The 23,179-nt window shown below is 47.3% G+C and carries 22 protein-coding genes; 6 read left to right on the forward strand and 16 right to left on the reverse strand.

The window, feature by feature from the left end; all coding sequences use genetic code 11:
- Positions 1-2: 2 nt before the first annotated feature.
- The 4 genes from RSJ68_08015 to RSJ68_08030 form a co-directional block, all read right to left on the reverse strand.
- Positions 3-1,346, reverse strand: a complete 1,344-nt coding sequence (locus tag RSJ68_08015; protein ID WNU96397.1) for a Na(+)-translocating NADH-quinone reductase subunit A — start codon at positions 1,344-1,346, stop codon at positions 3-5.
- A gap of 351 nt (positions 1,347-1,697) precedes the next feature.
- Positions 1,698-3,119, reverse strand: coding sequence for a sodium:proton antiporter (locus tag RSJ68_08020; GenBank protein WNU96398.1), 1,422 nt, complete (start codon positions 3,117-3,119; stop codon positions 1,698-1,700).
- A 365-nt stretch (positions 3,120-3,484) separates the two neighbouring features.
- Positions 3,485-4,906: a surface lipoprotein assembly modifier gene (locus RSJ68_08025; GenBank protein ID WNU96399.1), complete on the reverse strand. Its 1,422-nt coding sequence runs from the start codon at positions 4,904-4,906 to the stop codon at positions 3,485-3,487.
- A 561-nt stretch (positions 4,907-5,467) separates the two neighbouring features.
- Positions 5,468-5,839 carry a hypothetical protein gene (locus RSJ68_08030; protein WNU96400.1) on the reverse strand — a complete coding sequence of 124 codons (372 nt, stop codon included), beginning with the start codon at positions 5,837-5,839 and terminating at the stop codon, positions 5,468-5,470.
- A 253-nt stretch (positions 5,840-6,092) separates the two neighbouring features.
- On the opposite strand from RSJ68_08030, the gene lspA reads away from it, so the two are divergent.
- The 4 genes from lspA to ribF all read left to right on the forward strand — a co-directional run bounded on the left by lspA (position 6,093) and on the right by ribF (position 9,177).
- Positions 6,093-6,611 carry a signal peptidase II gene (gene lspA, locus RSJ68_08035; GenBank protein WNU96401.1) on the forward strand — a complete coding sequence of 173 codons (519 nt, stop codon included), beginning with the start codon at positions 6,093-6,095 and terminating at the stop codon, positions 6,609-6,611.
- 26 nt (positions 6,612-6,637) lie between these two features.
- Positions 6,638-7,606 (forward strand): 4-hydroxy-3-methylbut-2-enyl diphosphate reductase, encoded by a 969-nt coding sequence (gene ispH / locus RSJ68_08040; protein ID WNU96402.1) that lies wholly within the window; start codon positions 6,638-6,640, stop codon positions 7,604-7,606.
- A gap of 144 nt (positions 7,607-7,750) precedes the next feature.
- Positions 7,751-8,143: a hypothetical protein gene (locus RSJ68_08045; protein ID WNU96403.1), complete on the forward strand. Its 393-nt coding sequence runs from the start codon at positions 7,751-7,753 to the stop codon at positions 8,141-8,143.
- 104 nt (positions 8,144-8,247) lie between these two features.
- The gene (gene ribF, locus RSJ68_08050) at positions 8,248-9,177 is read left to right on the forward strand and encodes a bifunctional riboflavin kinase/FAD synthetase (protein WNU96404.1); all 930 of its coding nucleotides are present in this window, start codon (positions 8,248-8,250) and stop codon (positions 9,175-9,177) included.
- Positions 9,178-9,278: 101 nt separating this feature from the next.
- Here the strand turns inward: ribF and yacG are convergent, their stop codons facing one another.
- From yacG to RSJ68_08085, 7 genes are all read right to left on the reverse strand, one after another.
- On the reverse strand, positions 9,279-9,473 hold the full coding sequence (gene yacG, locus RSJ68_08055) for a DNA gyrase inhibitor YacG (protein WNU96405.1): 195 nt from the start codon (positions 9,471-9,473) through the stop codon (positions 9,279-9,281).
- Between the two features lie 54 nt (positions 9,474-9,527).
- Positions 9,528-10,157 (reverse strand): dephospho-CoA kinase, encoded by a 630-nt coding sequence (gene coaE, locus RSJ68_08060; protein WNU96406.1) that lies wholly within the window; start codon positions 10,155-10,157, stop codon positions 9,528-9,530.
- A gap of 1 nt (position 10,158) precedes the next feature.
- On the reverse strand, positions 10,159-11,022 hold the full coding sequence (locus RSJ68_08065) for an A24 family peptidase (GenBank protein ID WNU96407.1): 864 nt from the start codon (positions 11,020-11,022) through the stop codon (positions 10,159-10,161).
- Between the two features lies 1 nt (position 11,023).
- Entirely contained in the window at positions 11,024-12,265 is a 1,242-nt protein-coding gene (locus RSJ68_08070; GenBank protein WNU96408.1) for a type II secretion system F family protein, read from the reverse strand.
- Positions 12,266-12,334: 69 nt separating this feature from the next.
- Complete coding sequence (gene pilB, locus RSJ68_08075; protein ID WNU96409.1) at positions 12,335-14,014, reverse strand: type IV-A pilus assembly ATPase PilB; 1,680 nt, start codon at positions 14,012-14,014, stop codon at positions 12,335-12,337.
- Between the two features lie 285 nt (positions 14,015-14,299).
- A complete protein-coding gene (bamE, locus tag RSJ68_08080; protein ID WNU96410.1) occupies positions 14,300-14,767 on the reverse strand; it encodes an outer membrane protein assembly factor BamE in 468 nt (155 codons plus the stop codon).
- Positions 14,768-14,840: 73 nt separating this feature from the next.
- Entirely contained in the window at positions 14,841-15,938 is a 1,098-nt protein-coding gene (locus RSJ68_08085) for a YadA-like family protein (GenBank protein ID WNU96411.1), read from the reverse strand.
- A gap of 830 nt (positions 15,939-16,768) precedes the next feature.
- On the opposite strand from RSJ68_08085, the gene waaA reads away from it, so the two are divergent.
- Positions 16,769-18,031: a lipid IV(A) 3-deoxy-D-manno-octulosonic acid transferase gene (waaA, locus tag RSJ68_08090; GenBank protein ID WNU98377.1), complete on the forward strand. Its 1,263-nt coding sequence runs from the start codon at positions 16,769-16,771 to the stop codon at positions 18,029-18,031.
- 148 nt (positions 18,032-18,179) lie between these two features.
- On the opposite strand, the gene RSJ68_08095 is transcribed toward waaA, so the two are convergent.
- The gene (locus RSJ68_08095; GenBank protein WNU96412.1) at positions 18,180-18,401 is read right to left on the reverse strand and encodes a glycine zipper 2TM domain-containing protein; all 222 of its coding nucleotides are present in this window, start codon (positions 18,399-18,401) and stop codon (positions 18,180-18,182) included.
- 238 nt (positions 18,402-18,639) lie between these two features.
- Positions 18,640-19,689, reverse strand: a complete 1,050-nt coding sequence (aroG, locus tag RSJ68_08100; protein ID WNU96413.1) for a 3-deoxy-7-phosphoheptulonate synthase AroG — start codon at positions 19,687-19,689, stop codon at positions 18,640-18,642.
- Positions 19,690-20,113: 424 nt separating this feature from the next.
- On the opposite strand from aroG, the gene tsaD reads away from it, so the two are divergent.
- On the forward strand, positions 20,114-21,175 hold the full coding sequence (tsaD, locus tag RSJ68_08105) for a tRNA (adenosine(37)-N6)-threonylcarbamoyltransferase complex transferase subunit TsaD (GenBank protein ID WNU96414.1): 1,062 nt from the start codon (positions 20,114-20,116) through the stop codon (positions 21,173-21,175).
- Positions 21,176-21,248: 73 nt separating this feature from the next.
- Here the strand turns inward: tsaD and RSJ68_08110 are convergent, their stop codons facing one another.
- The 3 genes from RSJ68_08110 to grxC form a co-directional block, all read right to left on the reverse strand.
- Entirely contained in the window at positions 21,249-21,971 is a 723-nt protein-coding gene (locus RSJ68_08110; protein WNU96415.1) for a hypothetical protein, read from the reverse strand.
- A 164-nt stretch (positions 21,972-22,135) separates the two neighbouring features.
- Entirely contained in the window at positions 22,136-22,570 is a 435-nt protein-coding gene (secB, locus tag RSJ68_08115) for a protein-export chaperone SecB (protein WNU96416.1), read from the reverse strand.
- Between the two features lie 25 nt (positions 22,571-22,595).
- Positions 22,596-22,853, reverse strand: coding sequence for a glutaredoxin 3 (gene grxC / locus RSJ68_08120; GenBank protein ID WNU96417.1), 258 nt, complete (start codon positions 22,851-22,853; stop codon positions 22,596-22,598).
- Positions 22,854-23,179 lie beyond the last annotated feature (326 nt).

Here is a 23,179-nt window from a genome sequence, read left to right on the forward strand (position 1 = left end):
AATCAGCCTTCCTTCTCAATGGTTTCCAGCACCTTGCGCAACAGCGGGCCGTATTCGTATTTGCCCGGGCAAACGAAACTGCACAAAGCGAGGTCTTCTTCGTCCAATTCCAAGCAACCCAAAGCCTGCGCGCTGTCGGTATCGCCGACGATTAAATCGCGCAAAAGCAAGGTAGGCAGGATGTCCAGCGGCATCACGCGCTCGTAAGTACCGATCGGCACCATGGCGCGGTCGCCGCCGTTGACGGCTGTCGTGAACTTGAAGAGTTTGTTTTTCAGGAAATGACCGAGGGTCGTACGCGTAATCGAGTATTTGTCCGGCTGCGGCGCAACCCAACCGAACAGCTCTTTACTGCGGCCTTCTTCGATAACGGAAATCTGATTGTGGTAGCGTCCCAAATAATCATGCGCGCCTTGTGCAATCGCGCCGTTCAATACCGAACCGGAAATCACGCGGTTGTCCGCATCAACCAATTCGCCGGCGGTAATTTGCGACACCTTCGCACCCAAAACGGTACGCAAGAGGCGCGGTTTATTGACTTGCGGGCCGCCCAAAGCAACTACGCGCTCGGGATTCAGACGACCTGTTACGAACAAACGTCCGATCGCAATTACATCTTGATAATTGATGGTCCACACGGTTTTATTCGCGCCGACAGGCTCGATGAAATGAATGTGCGTGCCGCTCAAACCCGCAGGATGAGGGCCGCCGAATTCGTGTGTTTCAATGTTGGCGGCGTTTTCAGACGGCACGTCCGCACCGGCTGCTTTACAAACATGGATTTTGCGTTCGGTCAGTCGGCTCAACACCAGCAAACCTCGTCTGAAATCCTCGGCGGCTTCTTTGATCACGACCACAGGGTCTGCCGCCAGTGGATTGGTGTCCATCGCATTGACGAAAATGGCGAACGGCTCGGCATCAACGGCGGGGATTTTGCTGAACGGACGGGTACGCAGCGCAGTCCACAAACCGGATTGAATCAGATTGCGGCGCACTTCTTCGCCGCTTAAGTTTGCCAACGCATCGGGCGCGTAGCGTTCGAACTCGATTTCGTCATCGCCCTCAACGGCAATCACGACCGACTGAAGCACGCGCTTTTCGCCGCGGTGAATCGCAGCGATTTTGCCGGAAGCCGGCGCAGTAAACACCACGCCCGGATTTTTCTTGTCTTCAAACAGCACTTGGCCTTTTTTGACGGCATCGCCTTCCTTGACTTTCATCGAGGGGCGCATACCGACATATTCTTCGCCAAGCAACGCGACTTCGGTAATGGCCGGACCGTCGTAAACGGCTTGCTCCGGTCTGCCCGCGATGGGCAGGTCTAGGCCTTTTTTGATTTTAATCATAGATTTGCATTACTTGTGATGAGTTAAACAGAATAAAATGTTCCAACTTTTCAGACGACGTTTGAAATGGCAAAGCATGGGGAAGGTCGTCTGAAAGTAAAGCCTTACTTACGGAAAACAACAATTAAATGAAAACTGTAAAACGTTTGATTTTAGCAGGAACAGCCCGCCTTATGTCAGATTTACGCAGATTTTTTCCAGCTTCCTGCCCCGAATCCCACGCAAAGCAGCCCTCCAATAAAATTACAAGATATTGATGCCCCAAATTAATCCCTGGCAGAATGCAAAAGGTCGTCTGAAAACCGAATCAATAAGAATCAGGTTTTCAGACGACCTTTTGAAGTTTAGGAATCAGAACAACTGCCAAACGAAGAAAATCAGCGTGTGCAGTATAAACAGCGGAATCAACACCCCCACCGACCACATCATATAACCGAAGAAAGTCGGCATCGGCACGCCGCGCTGCTCGGCAATCGCTTTAACCATAAAGTTCGGCGCATTGCCGATATAAGTAAGCGCACCCATAAACACCGAACCCATGGATACCGCCAACAGCGAATGGAACAGATGCCCCGTCATCAGCGCCTGAGCATCGCCGCCCGCCATATTGAAGAACACCAGATAAGTCGGCGCATTATCCAAAAATGCGGACAACAAACCGCTCATCCAGAAATACATCGTATTAATCGGATTGCCCGAAGCGTCATGCACCAACGACACCACCGCACCCAGCGCACCCGCCTCGCCTGCCTTCAAAATCGCCAAAACAGGGGAAATCGTAATGAAAATACCCAAAAACAGTTTGCCCACTTCGGCAATCGGGTCGAAATTGAATTCATTGCCCGCCCTGACCTGTTTGGGCGTAATCAGCAACGAAACAACGGTCAGCACCAGCAAAATCACATCGCGCACCAAGTTTTGCAACGCATAGTGGCTGCCTAAAATCTCAAACCCCGGATGATCGGGCTTCCACAAGCCGGACAGCAAAACCGCACCGACCACGCCCGCCAGCAGCAGAAAATTCCATTTGCCGGCAATACGCAAATCTTCATCGGCCTCCTCTTCCTGCCGAATCTGTTCCACATTGGCTTCACGCGCGTGATAACGGCTGTCAATAATGTAAAACACCAGCAACAGCACCACCGTACTGATCAATACGGGCATCAACATGTGTTTCACCGTCCACATGAAATCCACGCCCTTCAAGAAGCCCAAAAACAGCGGAGGATCGCCCAACGGCGTCAGGCCGCCGCCGATATTTGCCACCAAAAAAATAAAGAATATAACGACATGCACCTTATTCTTGCGGTAATGGTTTGCCTTAAGCAGCGGACGAATCATCAGCATTGCCGCACCGGTCGTCCCCATAAAGGAAGCCATCACCGTCCCCGCCGCCAGCAGCCCGGTATTCAGCGCAGGCGTACCATTGAGCTTACCCCAAACCAAAATCCCGCCCGAAATTGTATATAAAGCCAAAAGCAGCAGGATAAACGGGATATATTCCTCAACCAGCGCATGGGCAACCGTATGCACACCCGCCCCGAAACCGAACACAACGGCGAACGGAACCAAAAACAGCAGCGTCCAAAACGCTGTAATCTTGCCGAAATGGTGATGCCAGGTATGCGCGAAAAAGAGTGGCCCCAAAGCGATAGACAAAAGAATCAACGCGAACGGCGCACCCCAAAACAGACTGAGCGTCGCGCCGTCAAAATCAGCGGCGTGAGACACAGCGGGAAGCAGGATGAGGGATAGAATTGGTAAGCGGCGCATTGTTTTTCCTTGTTTTTCTTAGTTTTTCTTATGGACGAAAAGCCTAAACAAACACATCCGCACAATGCCGTGAAATCAAACAAAAAACGTCTGCAACCAACCTTGGCATCAAGCGGCGGAGTGTTGCCATATGTAAACCTTGTTTGATTGTAAGTGAAAACCCCGCCCCAAACCAGTCAAAATAACCGACCTCCCTACCTTGTTTTCCACACCTACTCCCTCATCCTCCCTCTACCTTTATCAAAGAAAAACCTTTAAATCTTTTTTAAAATAAATATCTACGAAAATAAAGTAGTAAACTATCAAAAATCAAATTTAGATTTATTTTTCCAAAAATTTACACAATCCAATCCAACCAAACACAATCAGAATGTTTTGCTGAATTCGACAAACATTCTGGTTTTGCCGTATTCATTATATTTGTCGTTACTCCATGTTTTGTGGTGGGCGACGGTCAGGCGCGGGGTGATGCCTTTGAAGTGGAAAGCGCGGTGCCACACGGCGAGCGAAATATCCGCTTCTTTATCGCGGCGGGTTTCCTGACCGCTCAAAAGGCTGGGCGTTTGATAACGGCGTTGCGCCGCACTCAGCCGCAACATGGTGGACAGCCCTTTGCCCCATTCCTGCCCCCATGCGGTACGGAGGCTGTAACGGTCAAAGCTGTCCGATTTGTCTTCTTTATTGCGTTCCTGATAGATGTCGAAACCGCCGACCCAGTATTGGCGGGCGTTTCGGTAATAGACGACGGAATTGCTCAACAGGCGGTTGTTGTTGTCGGATTTGGCGCGGCGGATGTTTTTCAGACGACCCATTTCAACGGCACTCAAGGTTTGCAGCTTAGGCTGCCACCAGCGGTTGATGTGCAGGCGCGCACCGCTGGAGTAGGTATACGGGTCGTTGCCGTAGAAGCGGCGTTCGTGGAACGGGGTCAAGCCGATGTCGTTGCGCTGGTCGGCGTAGCCTGCGCCTACTGAGAAGCGGGTGGTTACGTCGTTATACTTGGTTTGTTCGGGATAAATCTTGCCGTAATTGTCCGCGCCTGCCGTAACGTACCAGCCTTTGGGCAGCGACCATTTTTTCTCTGCACCGAGTTGGTAGTTGATGGCGGTGGCGTCGATAGGATCGGGGAAGGTCCAGTTGCCGTATGTGCGGCGGCTGGGGGCTTGGTTGATGTTTTGTTCGCGGGTAACGCTCAAGCCGGCATTGAATTTCCACGAATCGCGCTCGCGCAATGCTTTGCGGTAGGATTCGATGCCTTTGACGAGCGGCTCGGGCAGGTTGGCTTCTGTTTTGAGTTTGTCGAACTGGTCGGCGGCGGCTTCGTTTTGCTTGTCCTCAAACAAAGCGGTGGCAAGCTGCCAGCGGACGACGGGGGCATCAGGGTTTTCGGCGATAAATTGACGGTAATACCCGATGGCTTCTTTCATTTTGCCTTCGTCTTGGGCAACCAATCCGTGCGCGTAGAGCGCCATGTTTTTATCGTGTCCCGGCCATTGTTCGTAAATCGGCAGGACGACTTTGATGCCCGCGATGTTGCGTGAAACAACGGCGGAATACATGGCGCGGGAAAGCAATTGGGGATTGTCGAGCAGGGTTTTGGCATCGACGTTGACGACTTTTTCAGACGACGTTTCGGCGGCAGGTTTGGCCGCTTCTGCTTCGACGGGGGCAGGTTCTGCCGTTTTGACCTGCAACTCGGGGGCAGGCTGGTTTTGAGGCTCGGACGGCACATCGGCGGCTTCTGCTGCGGACACGGCGAGCAGGGAGAGGAGTAAGAGTGTTTTCATGATTTCGTAAGACGTTTGGGTTGCAATGGTGCATGAATCTGCGTTTTTTATTTGAGGCGAAACCATATCGGGCATTTTGGTGCTTTCGGGCATGGTTTTGCTTTATATTGTTTTGAGCGCGGATTTTACCGTGTTTTACAGTAAAACAAAATATTGCGGTGGCAAATAAAACGATACGGCATGATTTGGCTTTATTTTGATTCGACGCGAATCCACCCTACCCTGCTGCTTGAATGCCGTTTGTCCAATCCTATGCAAAGGTCGTCTGAAAAGAGGTTTCAGACGACCTGTATTTTCTTCTAAGCGGTTTTCACGGATAAAGCAAATGTTGTATTTTAAATCAGGACAAGGCGACGAAGCCGCAGACAGTACAGATAATACGGAACCGATTCATTTGGTGCTTCAGCACCTTAGAGAATCGTTCTCTTTGAGCTAAGGCGAGGCAACACCGTACTGGTTTAAAGTTAATCCACTATAAAAACCATAAACGATTATTAACGCCGCCATGCAAAAAGGTCGTCTGAAACCTCTTTTCAGACGACCTTTCCGGTATTTATCGATTTAGCGTTTGTCCAAGTCTAAATCAGCTTTGTATTCGATGCGGCCGTGTCCTTTGTTTTCGATGGACACGTCCAATTCTTGTCTGCCGCGTTTGAATTTCAAATCGGCATCGTCGTGTTTGATTTCAGATTCGATCACATGAAAACCTTTGCTGCGCGCGTGGGCGATGACTTTTTTCGCCAAAGACGGAATCGGGTTGCCGCGTGCGGACAGCTCGGCTTCGTATTCGAATTCACCGTTGCCCTGACGGTCGGCTTTAACCGTATGCGCGCCTGCGGGAAGGTAAATTTCGGCAGGAAGCGGGGCGGCGAAAGCGGTGGCGGAGAAAAGCGCCAAAATGCCGGTTGCCAATAAAGATTTTGTTTTAGCCATACTGTATCCTTTCGGGGAAGGCATATAAAAACGCCGCCATGTTATCGGCAAGGCAACACCCTATCAAGCAAATAAACCTTGTTTTACGTATGACAATGTTTTTGCACGCAGCGTTTACGCGGTTTTGCGATACCCCCTGCAAAACCCTGTGTCTTGCCTGTAATAAAAGGTTTTCAGACGACCTTTTGAAACACGGCTTTTGCGCTTTCGGGTAAAATAGCCGCTTTATTTTTATTCAGGCAGCTTCAACCAAATGTCTTCCTCCCTTTCCAAAAAAACCGCCTACCTGCTGATCGCGCTGACCGGCATCGCGCTTGACCAACTGACCAAATGGGAAATCCTCGCCCACTTCCAAGAAGGCGAGCGACTCAACATCATCCCTTCCTTATTCGACCTAACCCTTGCGTACAACCCCGGTGCGGCGTTCAGTTTTCTTGCCGACCAAGGCGGCTGGCAGAAATTCTTTTTCTTAGGGCTGGCACTCGTCATCAGCGCCTATCTCGCCCGCGCCATCCTGCGCGACGAGTTCCGCCTTTCCGGCAAAATCGGCGCAGCCATGATTATCGGCGGCGCGCTCGGTAACGTCATCGACCGACTGATTCACGGTCATGTGGTTGATTTCTTACTGTTTTACTGGAAGGATTGGTATTATCCCGCGTTTAATGTTGCCGACAGCTTTATCTGCGTCGGTGCCGTTTTATTGGTTTTGGACGGACTGTTCCACAAAAAACAACCCAAACCAACCGAGGAAACAACAACCGACAACCCATAAGGTCGTCTGAAATCCGGACCATACATATGACCCAAAAAACCATCATCCTTGCCAACCCGCGCGGTTTCTGCGCCGGCGTTGACCGCGCCATCAGCATCGTCGAGCGCGCGCTGGAAGAATTCGGCGCACCGGTTTACGTCCGCCACGAAGTCGTCCACAACAAATTCGTCGTCGACAACCTGCGCGAAAAAGGCGCGGTATTCATCGAAGACCTCGCCGACGTACCCAAAGGCGCCATCCTGATTTACTCGGCACACGGCGTCTCCAAAGCCGTTCAGCAGGAAGCCGCCGAACGCGGGTTCCGCGTATTTGATGCCACCTGCCCGCTCGTGACCAAAGTCCACAAAGAAGTCGCCCGCCTCGACGCGCAAGATTGCGAAATCATCATGATCGGACACAAAGGCCACGTCGAAGTCGAAGGCACCATGGGACAGCTTCCGCCCGGCAGGATGCTGCTGGTCGAAACCGTTGAAGACGTCGCCGGGCTGCAAGTCAAAAACCCCGACAAACTCGCCTACGTCAGCCAAACCACCCTGTCCGTCGATGAAACCAAAGACATCATCGCCGCGCTGAACGCCCGTTTCCCCAACATCCGCAACCCGCACAAAGAAGACATCTGCTACGCCACGACCAACCGCCAAACCGCCGTCAAAGAATTAGCGGAAGAATGCGACATCGTCATCGTCGTCGGCTCGCCCAACTCTTCCAACAGCAACCGCCTGCGCGAAGTCGCCGCCCAACGCGGCGTCGATGCCTATATGGTCGACAACGCCGGCTACCTGCAACGCGAATGGTTCGAAGGCAAACACAAAGTCGGCGTAACCGCCGGCGCGTCCGCACCCGAAGTTTTAGTCAGAGAAGTCCTGCAAACCATACAGCAATGGGGACACGAAACCATACGCGAAGGCGAAGGCGCGGAAGAAAGTATCGTCTTCGTCCTCCCCAAAGAGCTGCGGCGCGAAGGCGAAAACAAACAGATACTCAATAAAGGTTAAACTGTTTACCCAACCTTTTCATCCAAGCGGCAAAACAAAAAGGTCGTCTGAAACCCGTTTTCAGACGACCTTTACCTATTTACCCCTTGCACTCGACCAGCCGTCAGCGTACATTGGTTATCATCACCTTAAAGGGGCAACATCATGAACCCATTACGCTTTTTATCGCTCTCCACCCTCGTCTTCCTGACTGCCTGCGCTGCCACGCCGGAGCAACTCGCCGCACGCGCACAGGCTCGAAAACAGGAAGAACAAAACCTGCAAATCCACTTGGCCGCCCAGTGTGACCCCGAAACCGCCCGATTGATACAAAAACAGTTCGAGCTGGCGGACAACCGCTCCGTTCAAACGACAGAACAGCAAAAATCCTTCCGCTTGAAATATATAGATAAAGTTTCCGACCCCATGTTCCAAGCCTGCTACAAAATGGCATGGCAAAACCACATCTCCCAGCAGCAACTCCAAGAAGCACGCTATTATTACAACTATTACGACCCTTGGGGCTACCCTTTTTACCGTCCGCCGTTTTGGTGGTAAAGACGACACAGGTCGTCTGAAAACATATTCAGACGACCTGTGGTTTATATAAACACCAAGAACGTTTACAATACCCGTCCGTTTACGAACCGCATAAATGACTCATGAAAATCTGGCTCGGTCAGCATCGCATGCCCGACTTCCCTCAGGGAAGTGCCGTTACCATCGGTAATTTCGACGGCGTGCACCTCGGACACAAACACATTCTCCAAAAACTCAAGCAAGAAGCCGATGCACGGGGGCTTCCAGTTGTCGTCGTTATCTTCGAACCACAACCCAAAGAATTTTTTGCCCGACAAACCGGTAAAAAACAGCCCTACCGTATCAGCCCTTTGCGCACCAAACTAAATTTGCTTGAACAAACCGGCTGTGTCGATGCAGTTTGGGTGCTGCGGTTTAACCAAACATTTGCCGATATGGATGCCCAAGACTTTATCAATCTGCTTTTACGCAAGACGTTGAATACGCGTTATCTGCTGATTGGAGATGACTTCCGTTTCGGAGCAGGTCGCCGTGGCGATTTCGAACTTTTGGCAGCACAACCTGATATTCAAACCGATCGTACCCCATCTGTTATCGTAGAAGACATCCGTACCAGCAGTACCGCCGTGCGTAATGCGCTTTCTGACGGACGATTAGACTATGCCAAAAAACTGCTGGGACACGATTACACCTTAAGCGGCAAAGTCAAACACGGTAAAAAACTCGGCCGCACCATCAACGCCCCCACCGCCAACATCCAACTCCCTCCCCACCATTACGCCTTAAGCGGGGTATTTGTCGTTGAAGTAGACGGCACTTTCACCACAAAACGCGGCGTGGCAAGTTTCGGATTCAACCCTACTGTCAGCAACAACCGCGCCCAAAAACTTGAAGTCCATCTGTTTGATTTCAATGAAAACATTTATGGACAACGCCTGAACGTCCGTTTTCTGCACAAATTACGCGACGAAAAAAAATTCGACAGTATCGCCGAATTAAAAGTACAAATCGAACAAGACATGAAAAATGCCCGACATTGGTCTGAAACATAAGTTTGGACAGCCATTACCATAATGTCATCCTACCAAGCAAATGCCTACCAAGGAGAAAAAAGCGGGGCTGCATAGCCTCACAAAAACGTATTAAATACAGCTTATTGTAAGCCTCCGACCATTGAATCAGATAAAGCATCATCTTCTTCCGCTGCAACCGTATATTTCTCTTGCGCCCATTCGCCTAAATCAATCAATCGGCAGCGTTGACTGCAAAAAGGTCGGTATTTACTCTCTTCATTCCATATCACCGGCGTTTGACAGGTCGGACATTTCACAATCGTTACTTCAGTCATTATTTGTTCCTTACAAATCATTTATGCTTTGTCTTTTGTTCAAGATATTTCACGTTAGGGCAATGATGTACCAAATTTCGAGTTGCCGGAATATCCCAAATAAAACCTATGCAAGTCCTGAATTTTTTTGGTCAATTCAGATAAAGTCCCTTCATTTTCTAAGACATCATCTGCATAGAGCAGCCGCGTTTTGCGGTTGGCCTGAGTGTTCATAATGCGCTTGATCTCTTCTGTATTCAAACCGCTTCTTTGCTGAACGCGAAGAATTTGGGTTGCTTCAGAAACGTCGATAACCAACACTCTATCGACAGCCGCTAAAAATTCCGGATTTTCAATCAGCAAAGGTACATCGATGATGCCGTATGCTGCGTTAGGATAGCGGGTTTTTGCCGATTTGATTTCATTTAAAATCAAAGGCAGCAACACCTCCTCCAATTCTTTTTTGGCTTGAGGTCGTCTGAAAACCAGATCCCTCAAAGCAGCACGGTTCAGACTGTTTTGGGTATGAAAAACCTTGTCGCCAAAAAGACGGCGGATAGCCGGTAATGCTATACCGTTATCCGCCGTCAGGTTTCGGCTCAGGGCGTCGGCATCAATGTGCGGGACGCCCAAATCAGAAAAGATTTTTGCTGCTTGAGATTTCCCGCTGCCGATACCACCCGTCAAACCTATCCATAAAGTCATATTAAAACCCTGATTCGGTCAGCCACCAAGTGACGGCACGATGTACCGGCTCGTTAGCTACCAGAATAATCCAGCCGGCAATAGCCAAACTCGGACCGAAAGCAAAATATTGTCCTTTGGCAACCCGTCCGATAATCGCTCCAATCAGACCAATTAACGCTGCCATAAAGACCAATACAGGTAAAATGCCGACACCAAGCCATGCACCTAGTGCGGCCAGCAATTTAAAATCGCCGTTACCCATACCGATTTTCCCAGTCAAAAGCTTATAGATGAAACACAACAGCCATAAGCTCATATAGCCGAAAACCGCGCCTAAAACGGCAGATTTCAATGGAACAAAAGTACCGCTTAAATTAAACAGTAAGCCTAACCATATCAACGGCAGGGTCAGGCTGTCAGGTAAATATTGAGTATCCGCATCGATAAAGGTCAATGCAATCAATATTGCAGTCAATATCAACCCACCGAATGCCGCCATCGTCCAGTCATATTGCCACGCCACTACGCCAAACAATATACCGGTCAATAATTCGATTAGGGGATAACGGATGCTGATGGGCGTTTTACACGAACCACATTTACCGCCAAGCATTAGATAACTGACAATCGGAATATTTTGCCAAGCCTTTACCGGAGCATGACACTTGGGGCAGCGGGAATCCGGCTTCATCAAATTGAATGGTTGCTGTTCTTCTTCCGTTAATTCAAGTTGCAAATGCTCTTTCGCAAACTGAGTCCAGCCGCGTTCCATCATGACAGGAACGCGGTAAATGACAACATTAAGGAAACTTCCGATCAACAAACCAACAATGACAGATAATGGAATAGCAAATGGCGCTAATGTATCCAAAGATTCCAACATATCAACCTACTACGTTACCGAGGTTAAACAGCGGCAGATACATTGCTACCAGGATTGTACCGATAATGGAGCCCAAAACCACCATAATAATCGGTTCCATCAGAGAAGATAGTTGTGATACAGAGTTATCAACTTCTTCCTCATAAAATTCAGCAGCCTTATTTAACATATCATCAAGGGATCCGGATTCTTCACCAATAGCGGCCATTTGGATAACCATATTCGGAAACATATCCGTACTTTGCATACTTGAAGTCAAAGAGAGACCTTGACTAACTTTTGCACGGATGTCTTGCGTTGCTTCTTCATAGAGTATATTGCCAGCAGCACCTGATACAGAATCTAAAACCTCTACTAAAGGGACACCTGCGGCAAATAAGGTAGAAGTAGTACGAGCCCAACGTGCAATAGTTGCTTTACGAATGATAGAGCCAAAAATAGGCATACGCAAAACCATGGCATCTACACGTTTTTGAAATTCAGGAGATTTCTGATGTAGTTTATATACACCAAAACCAATGCCAATTACCGCAATAATCATAATCCAGCCATACTCCACAAAAAAATCGGAAATATTCATGACTGTTTGTGTCATACCCGGTAATTCTGCCCCCATGTTTGAGTAAACTTCTTTAAATGCAGGCAAAACCCAGCGCATCATTACGAAAATCAGTACAACCGCAACAACCACAATAGAAATTGGGTACGTCAAAGCAGTTTTTACTTTTTTCTTAATGGCTTGTGTTTTTTCTTTATATACAGCAAGTTTATCCAACAGACTTTCCAAAACACCACCCGTTTCTCCGGCCGCAATCAAATTGCAATAAAAGCGGTCGAAATATTTTGGGTATTTGGCAAATGATTTACCCAATGCACTACCTTGTTCCACATCTGCACGGACTTGCATCAACATTTCAGTCATGGATGGGTTGGAGTGTCCGCGTGCGACAATTTCAAAAGCCTGCATTAAAGGCAGACCTGCTTTCATCATGGTGGCAAGTTGACGGGTAAAGACAGTGATGTCTTCCTGAGTAATACGACGCTTTTTAGTTGCCTTCACTTTACTGATACGTAAAGGGCGTATCCCGCGGCGTTGGAGCTTTTTACGCGCTTCTTCTTCGTCTTTGGCGACTACTTCGCCTCGGACTAATTGATCCGTATTGGTATTTTTACCTTCAAACGTAAAACGTTTGCCTTTATTTTTTTGAGCGAATAAGCCTCTTTTTTGCTCTGCTTGAGCCATTTTGTTACCCCTTAGTTTAATGTTTAGAATGAAGAAAAAAAAGTCCCCGTGTTTCTTCGATTCAATGGTTTAATCGTTGGTGTGAGCAATCACTTCTTCTAATGAAGTCAAACCTTGCATAGCTTTTAACAAACCTGCGCGGCGTAAATCGACCATGCCTTCTTTATAGGCCATGTTCATAATATCAACTTCCGTACCATTATTCATAATGACACGTTGCATTTCCTCGGTAATCGGCATTACTTCGTAGACACCGACACGGCCTTTAAAGCCTTTACCACGACAACTATCGCAACCGACAGGACGGTAGAGTTTCCAATCCTTTGCTAAATCTTCATCTGTAAATCCTGCTTTTTTTAATGCGGGAACTGGAGGACGTTCAACCTCACGCTTACAGCTCGAACACAGCCGACGCAATAGTCGTTGCGCCATAATTAAGCTGACGGAACTGGCAATGTTGAATGGGGCAACCCCCATGTTCAACATACGGGATAGGGTCGCAGGCGCGTTATTGGTATGCAACGTTGAAAACACCATATGTCCGGTTTGTGCCGCTTTGATGGCAATATCCGCGGTTTCCAAATCCCGAATCTCACCGACCATGATAATGTCAGGGTCTTGTCGCAAGAAAGATTTCAACGCCGCAGCAAAAGTCAAACCTTGTTTGTCATTGACGTTGACTTGGTTGATGCCGGGCAAATTAATCTCGGCCGGGTCTTCTGCGGTGGAAATATTGACGTCTTCTGTATTTAAAATATTCAAGCAAGTATAAAGTGATACGGTTTTACCGGAGCCTGTCGGACCTGTTACCAATACCATGCCATAAGGCCGATGAATGGCCTCAAGCAGCATTTCTTTTTGGAAGGGTTCGAATCCCAGTTGGTCAATATTTAAAGTTGCTGCATCAGAATTCAGAATACGCATTACCACTTTTTCACCAAAAAGCGTAGGTAACGTACTTACACGAAAATCAATGGGGCGACCGTGTTTATGGAAAGCAATCTGAATACGACCATCTTGCGGTACGCGTTTTTCCGAAATGTCCAAACGCGCCATTACTTTGATGCGTGAAGCCAGCTGTCCGCGTACAGCAACAGGGGGTTGAACCACTTCCCTTAGCTGTCCATCTACACGAAAACGGACACGAGCCATTTGTTCATAAAATTCGAAATGTATATCGGATGCGCCTGCATTTAGCGCATCTGATAAGGTCTTGTGAATAAAACGTGGAATAGGCCCATCTTCAGCCTCTTCGTTGTCTATATAAAGCGCCTGAGAGGGCTGGGCAGCTTCTTGTTCTTCACTAATTTCTTTTAAGATGGTGGTAGAACGCTGTCCCAACCACTCAAGCAAAGAACCCAACTGATCATCCGGGACGACTACTAAATCAACTGTCACTCCCGAAGCAAAAGCTATTTTTTGAAAACTTTGAATTTGAGTAGGATCTGAAACCGCTAAATATACCTTTCGCCCACGACGGAAAATCGGAATACAGCGATTTTGAACCATCTGCTCCTCAGTTAAGACATCCATAACGATGTTGTTTCGTGGATAATAATGCAAATCTAATAGCGGATAACTAAAAACCCGCGCAACCAACTCGCCCAAAGACCTTGGGCTGATAATCTTATCTGCAAAAAGCATGGGCAAGATTTCCTGCCCCGTTTTCAATATGTTATTGTAATGCTCTGCTTGGGTGTTGTTGATTGCCTGGCTTTGAACCAAAACTCGTAATAATCCAATACTCATCGTTTACTATCCGTTTCTTATTTTCTCTTTTTTGCAAAGAGTACGCGTATTTTATCATTCATTATGCTTAAAACATATCGGGACGTTCCAATATCACCCAACTTTTCTTTTGATTGTGAAAAATATGACACAAACGCTCCTAGCCAAATTTTGAGGTATTATTATAAAATAACCACTGTCTGTGCAGAATCCCATTACGCTACTATTTAGACAGTCAAAATAACAAAACCGAGTTTTGCAAAATAACAAAACTCGGTTTTAATTTTTAAAATTAAAGTATTACTGTTATTGGCGGATACGTGTAGCGGGTGCAGGAGCCACTTCACGAATAATTACTTCACGAACTACTTCAGGAGCAGGCTTTTTAGGACCGCAACCTTCCGGTAACCAGAAGAATGACTGGGCATTTTTGTCTTTGTCAAACAAAATCTTGTATTGACAAGTTTTATGCTCACCATTTTCACGGTAATTAAACAAATAATCCCACTCACGAACACCATATAAGCCTTCTTGGAAATGAGGACGACCGATCAATTCGTAAATTTGGTCTTTATTCATACCTGCTTCGATTTGACGGACATTATCCCAATTCGGCCAAGTACCATGCTGAGTACCATCATGACGGAAGGTAGTTTTAGCAGGATCAGGCCATACAGGGTTATCAGTAGTACCTTCTTTGCTGACCTTGCTTAAATTACCACAAGCAGCCAAAGTCAATGCCGCGATAACCGGCAAAATGATTGATAATTTCATGTTTTTTTCCTTTATCCTTTATATCGATATCATTCTTCAACTAGGGTCGTCTGAAACGACCACCCCCTCAGGCCTACCATTGATAGCCTACGCTACCACCCCAGTTTACGTCTTTACGTGTATTGACACTGACACCGGTTTTAACAGACCATTTATTGTTATCTGAGTTATGAGCATAACCCACGGCAATAGCCTGCTCATTGCGATAGCCACCTACCGCAGCAGAAACCATGCTCTTACCTGCTTCATTCGGACGTTGTAAGAATGCAATCGCAGTCGCACCGGCGATACCTGCACGCAAATCCTTATCCATATCATTCAAGCGGTTATCAATACCATTAACTTGATTTTGTAAATTGGTGATTGCAGTAGAGTTGCCTTGAGAACGTGCAGCAACTTGATACAGTTGGCTACCGTTAATAGCATCAGTACTGGTTGCATTAATACGTCCAGCAGCAACATTAGTGATAGTACGCTCGCCACCCGTATAGCCAACGCTAACGGTAGAACGGGGATTAGTACCTGCAAAACCACTATAAGATACGTTATTTACAGTTGCACTATTAGTGCCCACTGCTTCATCAGTTGTAGAACCTGCACCCAAAGCAACGGAACCCACATGAGAAGCTGTCGCACGGGAGCCAATCGCCACTGCCGAATTAGCAGAAGCTTTAGACTGCAACCCATAAGCCACACTTGACTGACCTGAAGCAGAAGATGCTGCACCTGTAGCGGTAGAATACATTGCAGAAGCTAGAGAACCAGTACCCAAAGCAGTAGCACCTTGAGCAGTTGCTTGAGCTTTTTGACCGGCAGCAGTCGTTGTATTGCCAAGTGCTTTCGCGCCTTGACCAAAGGCAGCAGCGGTAACACCATTAGCCTCAGCATAAGAACCAACTGCGATGGCAGATTCCCCTGCAGAAGTGGTACTGGTACCGATAGAAATACCGCTATGACCTGTTGCCGTTGTATTCACACCGATAGCCATACCAAAACGATCGGTTGCGCCATCGTTGTTATAGTTAGGACGTTGAACACCAGCATCACTACTGATACTAATGTAATTTTCAGCGGAAGCGGCAGATGCTGCAAACAAACCGAAAGCAGCAAACGATAGAGACATTGCCTTATTGAGCGGGGTAAAACGATTCATGTGTGCTTTGTGTTTCATATTTTATCTCCCTGATAAAAACACATAATGATAGTTATCGAAAAGACCGAACCAGAATGATATATGTTTTGCATATTATGATTGACAAATATTTGCCGTTTATCTAATATACATGCCACTTATCTGACACTTACAAAAAAATGTAACCGATTCAATCCATCTAAAACAAATAAATCAGTACAATCAATATACTGGATCGATTTAGAATCCAATTAATCTATACATAATTGCATTATATTGGACTAGCTGTCTTCTCATTTATTATTTTTTTTTATCATGGCTTAACGCGTTCTCTATATTATTAATTATTAACAGTATTGTTCGTTATGAATATATAACTCAGAACATATTAACAATTGAAATTAGTAGAAAAATATATAATATCCTGCAATTTTGTGTCTAATTTTCATATAAAAAGCAATTTAAATTTAAAATAAAACAGAAATTTGCCAATAAAGTTTTTGAAGGCTATTTTTTTCTAAAGAATAATTTCCATACATATAACCACAAATTCTCATCTGTTATATCTATAACCCTGACTTTCACACATCTTTTTACTACTGAAATATGTCAAAAAAGTGTTGTATTTAGACAAATATCATCTTTTTTACAGATGATGATCCTACTGATTTCATCAATCTTATCTAAACATACCTATTTCCACCAACTACAATATCAAGTATTTCAAAATCACAAGCCTTTCTTTTCAGCTATTTTCATTAGCTTTTAGCTTTGGGACTGCTCATCCCGTCCTGTTTTAGATTGAATCGTCTATAATCTCTCCTGATACTTTTTTCATACGCCCCCTTACATCTTGGAATACCACTATGATGATACGTTGGTTATACAATCAACTTTGGCATATCGCTCCTTTGTTTATTCGCTGTTATCTAAAAAAGAGAGCTGAAAAATCAACATCCTATTTGGAACACTGGGATGAAAGATTCGGCAAAAAAATGAGCAATCCGCTGCAACATCCGATTTGGATTCACGCCGTTTCTGTCGGGGAGACCCGTGCAGCTCAGCCACTCATCGAAGCATTACAGAACCATTTCCCAGATGCCCCTTTATTACTGACTCAAATGACACCGACCGGAAGGCATACGGCGCAAACCCTATATCCCAATGCGCAATGCCGCTATATTCCTTACGACAAACCAGAATGGGTTGGGCAATTTTTAACCGACCATGCCCCTCGTTTCGGTATTTTGATGGAAACAGAAATTTGGCCGAACCTGATGCATATGTGTGCTGAAAAACAGGTGCCGCTTTTTCTTGCCAACGCCCGCCTGTCTGAAAAATCGCAACGGGGATATTTGAAAATACGCGGCTTGGTTGAGCCTGCTATGCGCATTTTGAGCGGATGCTTTGCCCAAACTGCCGAAGATGCAGAACGGTTGCACTTGATTGGAGCTTCTAATGTCCACGTCTGCGGCAACACCAAGTACGATGTATCGCCTCCCGAAGGGATGAAAGCACTTGCAGCCGCATTTAAAGAACGGATCGGTAACCGCCCTGTCGTCGTGTGTGCCAGTACCCGTTTCTATAAAGGTCAGGATGAAGCGGAAATGTTGCTTGACGCATGGAAACGCTATAAAGGGGATGCACTGCTGGTGATTATCCCTCGACACCCCGAGCGTTTTCAGACGACCTTTTCCCTTGCGGAAGATATGGGCTACCGTGTGCAACATCGCAGTGATAACCTTCCTGTCGACAAAGAAACGCAAATATGGGTCGGAGACAGCATGGGAGAACTGTTTGCCTATTATTTGGCTGCGGATATTGCCTTCGTCGGCGGCAGCCTTGTGGATGCGGGTTGTCAGAATGTTATCGAACCGATTTCCTGCTGCATTCCGACCTTATTCGGTTGTTCAACCTACAATTTCACCACTGTATGCCAAGATGCGATCCGGGCAGGGGCGGCAGAACAGGTTGTTTCTGCTGAAAGATGGTATGAAAAAACCACATCATGGCTTGCCTACCCATTAGAAAAAGAACGTTGCTCCCAAAAAGCCCTTGAGTTTGTCGGCAAGCACAAAGGAGCAAGCAAACGCATGGCGGACCAAATCGCCAAAGCAGTCATCCGCCAATAAGTTATCCATCCTTCTTATTGCTAAAAGGTCGTCTGAAACACGATAACCCTCGTTTCAGACGACCTTTTCCCATTGCCCCCATCAAAGAAAAACCGTTCCGACAAATGAAACGATCGGAACGGTTTGCATAATGATATTAATGAACTACTTAGCGATAGCGATGTCCGCGATGAACTTGGCTGCCGATAACCCCGCCCAATGCCGCGCCACCCAAAGTAGCACCGGTATCGCCGCCAATCAGGTTACCTGCTACACCACCCAATACTGCGCCGGCAGCGGTATTGCGTTGGGTTTGGTTCATATCTGCGCATGCACTCAAAGAAGCGGCGATAGCAATCAAGGTAACGGTTTTAGTCAAAGCCTTTTTCATGTTGTATTCTCCATCAGTAGGTTAAACAATACGCAGGCAGTATCTCACAAGGTTTCATTAATATGTCTTCTGATAAGTAAAGACTGTTTAAACTACGATAATTTACCCGTAGACCACCCTGAAGCTCTTGTAAATAAACAATTTATACAAAACAAAAACAAAAGTCGTCTGAAAAACTGTCTGTTTTTACCCACACACAGACTTTTCAGACGACCTCTTTTTCGCCACACAAACCGATTTAAGGCGCGACCCGTTTACGGTTTGCCGCAGCCAAAAGCGCGAGCATTTCTTCGGTGGTATCCCAGCCGATGCAGGCATCGGTAATGCTTTGCCCGTAAACCTCGGGCTTGTCCTGTCTGCCTTCAACCAAATGGCTTTCCACCATCACGCCCATAATATTGTCTTCGCCGTTTTCCAGTTGCGCGGCAACATCTTGGGCAACTTCCATCTGCCGTCTGTAATCTTTACGGCTGTTTGCGTGGCTGCAATCGACCATCAGCTTGGGCGACAAACCCGCTTTTATCAATTGCTCCGCCGCCGATTTGACGTGTTCGGTACTGTAATTCGGCTCTTTGCCGCCGCGCAGGATAACGTGGCAGTCGGGATTGCCGCCGGTATGCACAATGGCGGAATGCCCCGCTTTGGTTACAGACAGGAAGTGATGCGGATGACTTGCCGCGCCAATCGCGTCGATGGCGATTTTCAGATTGCCGTCCGTACCGTTTTTGAAACCGACCGGACAAGACAGGCCGCTGGCGAGTTCGCGGTGTACCTGACTTTCCGTCGTCCGCGCACCGATCGCGCCCCAAGAAATCAAGTCCGCGTAATATTGCGGCGTAATCATGTCGAGGAACTCCGTCGAAGCGGGCATACCCATATTGTTCAGCGTCAGCAGCAATCTGCGCGCCTGACGCAGGCCGTAGTTGATGTCGAACGTGCCGTCCAAGTGCGGGTCGTTAATCAGACCTTTCCAACCCACCGTTGTACGCGGTTTTTCAAAATACACGCGCATCACAATCAGCAATTCTTTTTCATATTTCTTGCGCAACACCAGCAAACGTTCGGCGTATTCCAAGGCGGCTTTGGGGTCGTGGATGGAACACGGACCGATAATCACCAGCAGGCGGTTGTCCTTGCCGTGAACCAAATCGGCGATTTCATGCCGCGTGCGGTGTACCAGCCCCGCCGCTTCATCAGAAATCGGCAGCTCGTACAAATGGGCAATCGGCGGCAGCAGCTCTTTGACTTCTCTAATCTTAATATCGTCGGTAGGGTGTTGTTTGGTCATTGTTATTGCTTTCAAATTCAGATAAATCGGAGCATAGATTACCTTCTTTACCTGTTTTAAACAAGCCTTCTCTCAACTATTCAGCAATTTTATTTCAAAAAAACAATTTTTACGTATTTTAAAGCATTAAAAATTATAAAATATAAAAATATAAGCAATAATATTTCCATCAATTAAATCTAAAAATCAAAATTGCCGACAATCCTCCCACCTGATGCTTCTTTAGTATGTCTAATATAATCAAATTTAAATAACAAAAACCCAGACAATAAAAATACTCAGTATAACCGGATAGCAAACCCAACTCCGTATCATATATATATGATATAGCCTCTACCACTGCATATTCCCTAACCGCAAGCAAGCCAAGCCCACCTGAAATCCGTTAAAATACCGCATCCTTATTTTCAGACGACCTCAAACCATGTTGGTACTTGGAATCGAATCATCCTGCGATGAAACGGGCGTTGCGCTTTACGATACCGAACGCGGCCTGTTGGCGCACCATCTTCACACCCAAATGGCGATGCACGCCGAATACGGCGGCGTTGTCCCCGAACTTGCCAGCCGCGACCACATCCGCCGTGTCGTGCCGCTGACGCAGGGCTGTTTGCAGGAAGCGGGCGTTTCCTATGACGACATCGATGCCGTCGCCTACACCCAAGGGCCGGGCTTGGGCGGCGCGCTTCTGGCGGGTGCGGGCTACGCCAACGCTTTGGCGTTTGCCTTGAACAAACCCGTCATTCCCGTCCACCATCTCGAAGGCCATTTGCTCTCCCCGCTTTTGGCGGACGACAAACCCGAATTTCCGTTCGTCGCCCTGCTGGTTTCGGGCGGACATACACAGTTTATGGCGGTGCGCGGCATCGGCGATTACACGCTGATGGGCGAAAGCGTCGATGACGCGGCAGGCGAGGCGTTCGACAAAACCGCCAAACTCTTAGGTTTGCCGTATCCCGGCGGCGCGAAGTTGTCCGAACTGGCGAAGCTGGGCAACCCCGATGCCTTCTCGTTCCCGCGCCCCATGCTCCATTCGCACGATTTGCAGATGAGCTTCTCTGGTTTGAAAACCGCCGTTCTGACCGCCGTCGAAAAAGTCCGCGCCGAAAACGGCGGCGAAATTCCCGAGCAAACGCGCAACGACATCTGCCGCGCGTTTCAAGACGCGGTGATTGACGTCCTCGCCGTCAAAGCCAAAAAAGCCTTGTTGGATACCGGATTCAGAACTTTGGTCGTCGCAGGCGGCGTCGGGGCAAACTGGAAGCTGCGCGACGAATTTTCCCGCTTAAGCGTCAAACAGCCGTCTGAAAAAGGCAAACCCAAGCCTAAGGAAGAAAAAATCAAAGTCTGTTTTCCGCCTATGGAATACTGCACCGACAACGGCGCGATGATTGCCTTCGCCGGCGCGATGAGGTTGCAGGAGCGGCAGCCCGTCGGCGCGTTCAACGTCAAACCGCGCTGGCCGCTGTCGGATATTGTGAAATAGTGTGCGGCAAAGAAAAAAGGTCGTCTGAAAACCCAAACCCAAGTTTTCAGACGACCTTTTTAGAGCATCCCCATTATTCGATATTTTTTTGTCCTTGCGGCAACTCCTGTTTTTCAACTGTCCACTGACTTTCTGCCGTCTCCTGCTCTTTGAATACGTCCTCTCCTCCTTGTTCTTTAAATATTTCCTGTACGTTTAACAACTCTGGTTCTCCACCTGATTTCCGTTGCAGCAATAACTCCTGCTCTTTCAACAATTCCTGTCGGCGTAAAAGTTCTTGTTCCTTCAACAACTCCTGCCGATGCAAAGACTCTTGCTCTTTCAGTAATTTTTGTTGACTCAAAGATTGTCGCTCTTGAGGCTGCTCCTGACCTTCAATCTGTTCACTTTCTTGCTGCCGCTTAAATATTTCACCTTTTTTATATACCTGCCCTTTTCCATATGGCCGATAATATTCAACCAGATCACCATTCCATCTGACGAAATAGCCCCTGTCTTGTTCATATTTCGGACAAGGCGTATACCAAGAATTATCTCCTTCCGAACAGTAACTCAAATACAGTTTTCCGCCTTTTTTCACATACCCCTTTACCTTACCGCTACCACCGGGACCGTCTGAACGCCCTTCATGCCATTCGCCCGTAATTATATATCTTGATGATTGTTTAATATTGAAATACTTACCGTAAACACCATCCGGAATATCACGAACATACCCCCAACTACCTGTAAAATCGGCAGATATTGCATTACCCACGAGCAAAGCAGCATACACCCCAAAAATATATTTTTTCATCGTAACCTTTTTATTCGATAAATAATAAACGTTTGGAATTTTATGACGTTACAGATTTTATGTCTATGCCATTCAAGATGAAATTCGGAAGGGCATTTTCACAATCATAAAAAAGTCGTCTGAAACATTTTTCAGACGACCTTTTGACAAACAGGGAACGCGGATTATGCGTTGCCTTCTTGTTGTTGCTGGTACATAGCTTCGAAGTTGATCGGAGCAAGCAGTACGGGCGGGAAGCCGGCGCGGGTTACGCTGGTGGAAATGGCTTCGCGTGCGTAAGGGAAGAGGATGTTCGGGCAGGCTACGCCTAAGAGCAGTTGAACGTCTTCTTCAGGGATATTTTCCAGACGGAAGATGCCGCTTTGAGTCACTTCGTTGAGGAACATGGTGCGTTCGGCGTTGAGTTTGGCGGTTACGGTAACGGTTACGTCAACGTTGTAGTAGCCGTCTTCCAGCTTCTCGCTGTTGGTGGAAACGCGCATATCGACTTCAGGCTCGCCTTGTTCCAAGAAGATTTGGGGGGCATTGGGCACTTCCAAAGACAGGTCTTTGACGAACAGGCGTTCGATGCTGAATACGGGTTGCAATTCTTCGCTCATTTTGTTTTCCTAGTTGGGTTTAAAGTTACGGGTTTAATAAAGAATCCAGCCTGCCTTCGCGGTGCAGGCCGTACAAATCGGTGAAGCCGCCGACGTGGGTATCGCCGATGAAAATTTGCGGTATGCTGCGCTGCCCGGAAAGCTGCTGCATTTCGGCAAAGGCTTCGGGGCTTCGGTCTACGCGGATTTCGTTGATTTCGGCGACGCCCAGCGAATGCAGCAGCTTTTTGGCCATGGTGCAGTAGGGGCAGAATGCGCCTGTATACATCGTAACGGTTTGCATGATTGTTTTCAGAGTTCTAATGGGGTTCACTATATGGGCATATGGTTTATTTTACAATACTTGAAATCGGCTATTTTGCCTGAATCTTTGTTTTCGGGGCGTAAGGGCTGCCTGCCGCCCATGTGCCAAAACGCCGTTTTTAAAGTATGATAAACGGCAATCCGAACCGCTTTTGTCATTTGTTTTCCACAAAACCGACGGCAAGCGGATGGTAGATTAAATTTGAGTCAGAAGAGCAACACAATCAGCCGATCATTTTTCAGGTTTGGGCAAAGCAAAACCGGGCTGGTTCAAATTTAATCTACTATATTTCTTATTAAAAATCA

Origin of the sequence: Neisseria sp. DTU_2020_1000833_1_SI_GRL_NUU_006, assembly GCA_032388755.1 — a bacterium.
In the GTDB taxonomy this organism is placed as follows: domain Bacteria; phylum Pseudomonadota; class Gammaproteobacteria; order Burkholderiales; family Neisseriaceae; genus Neisseria; species Neisseria sicca_C.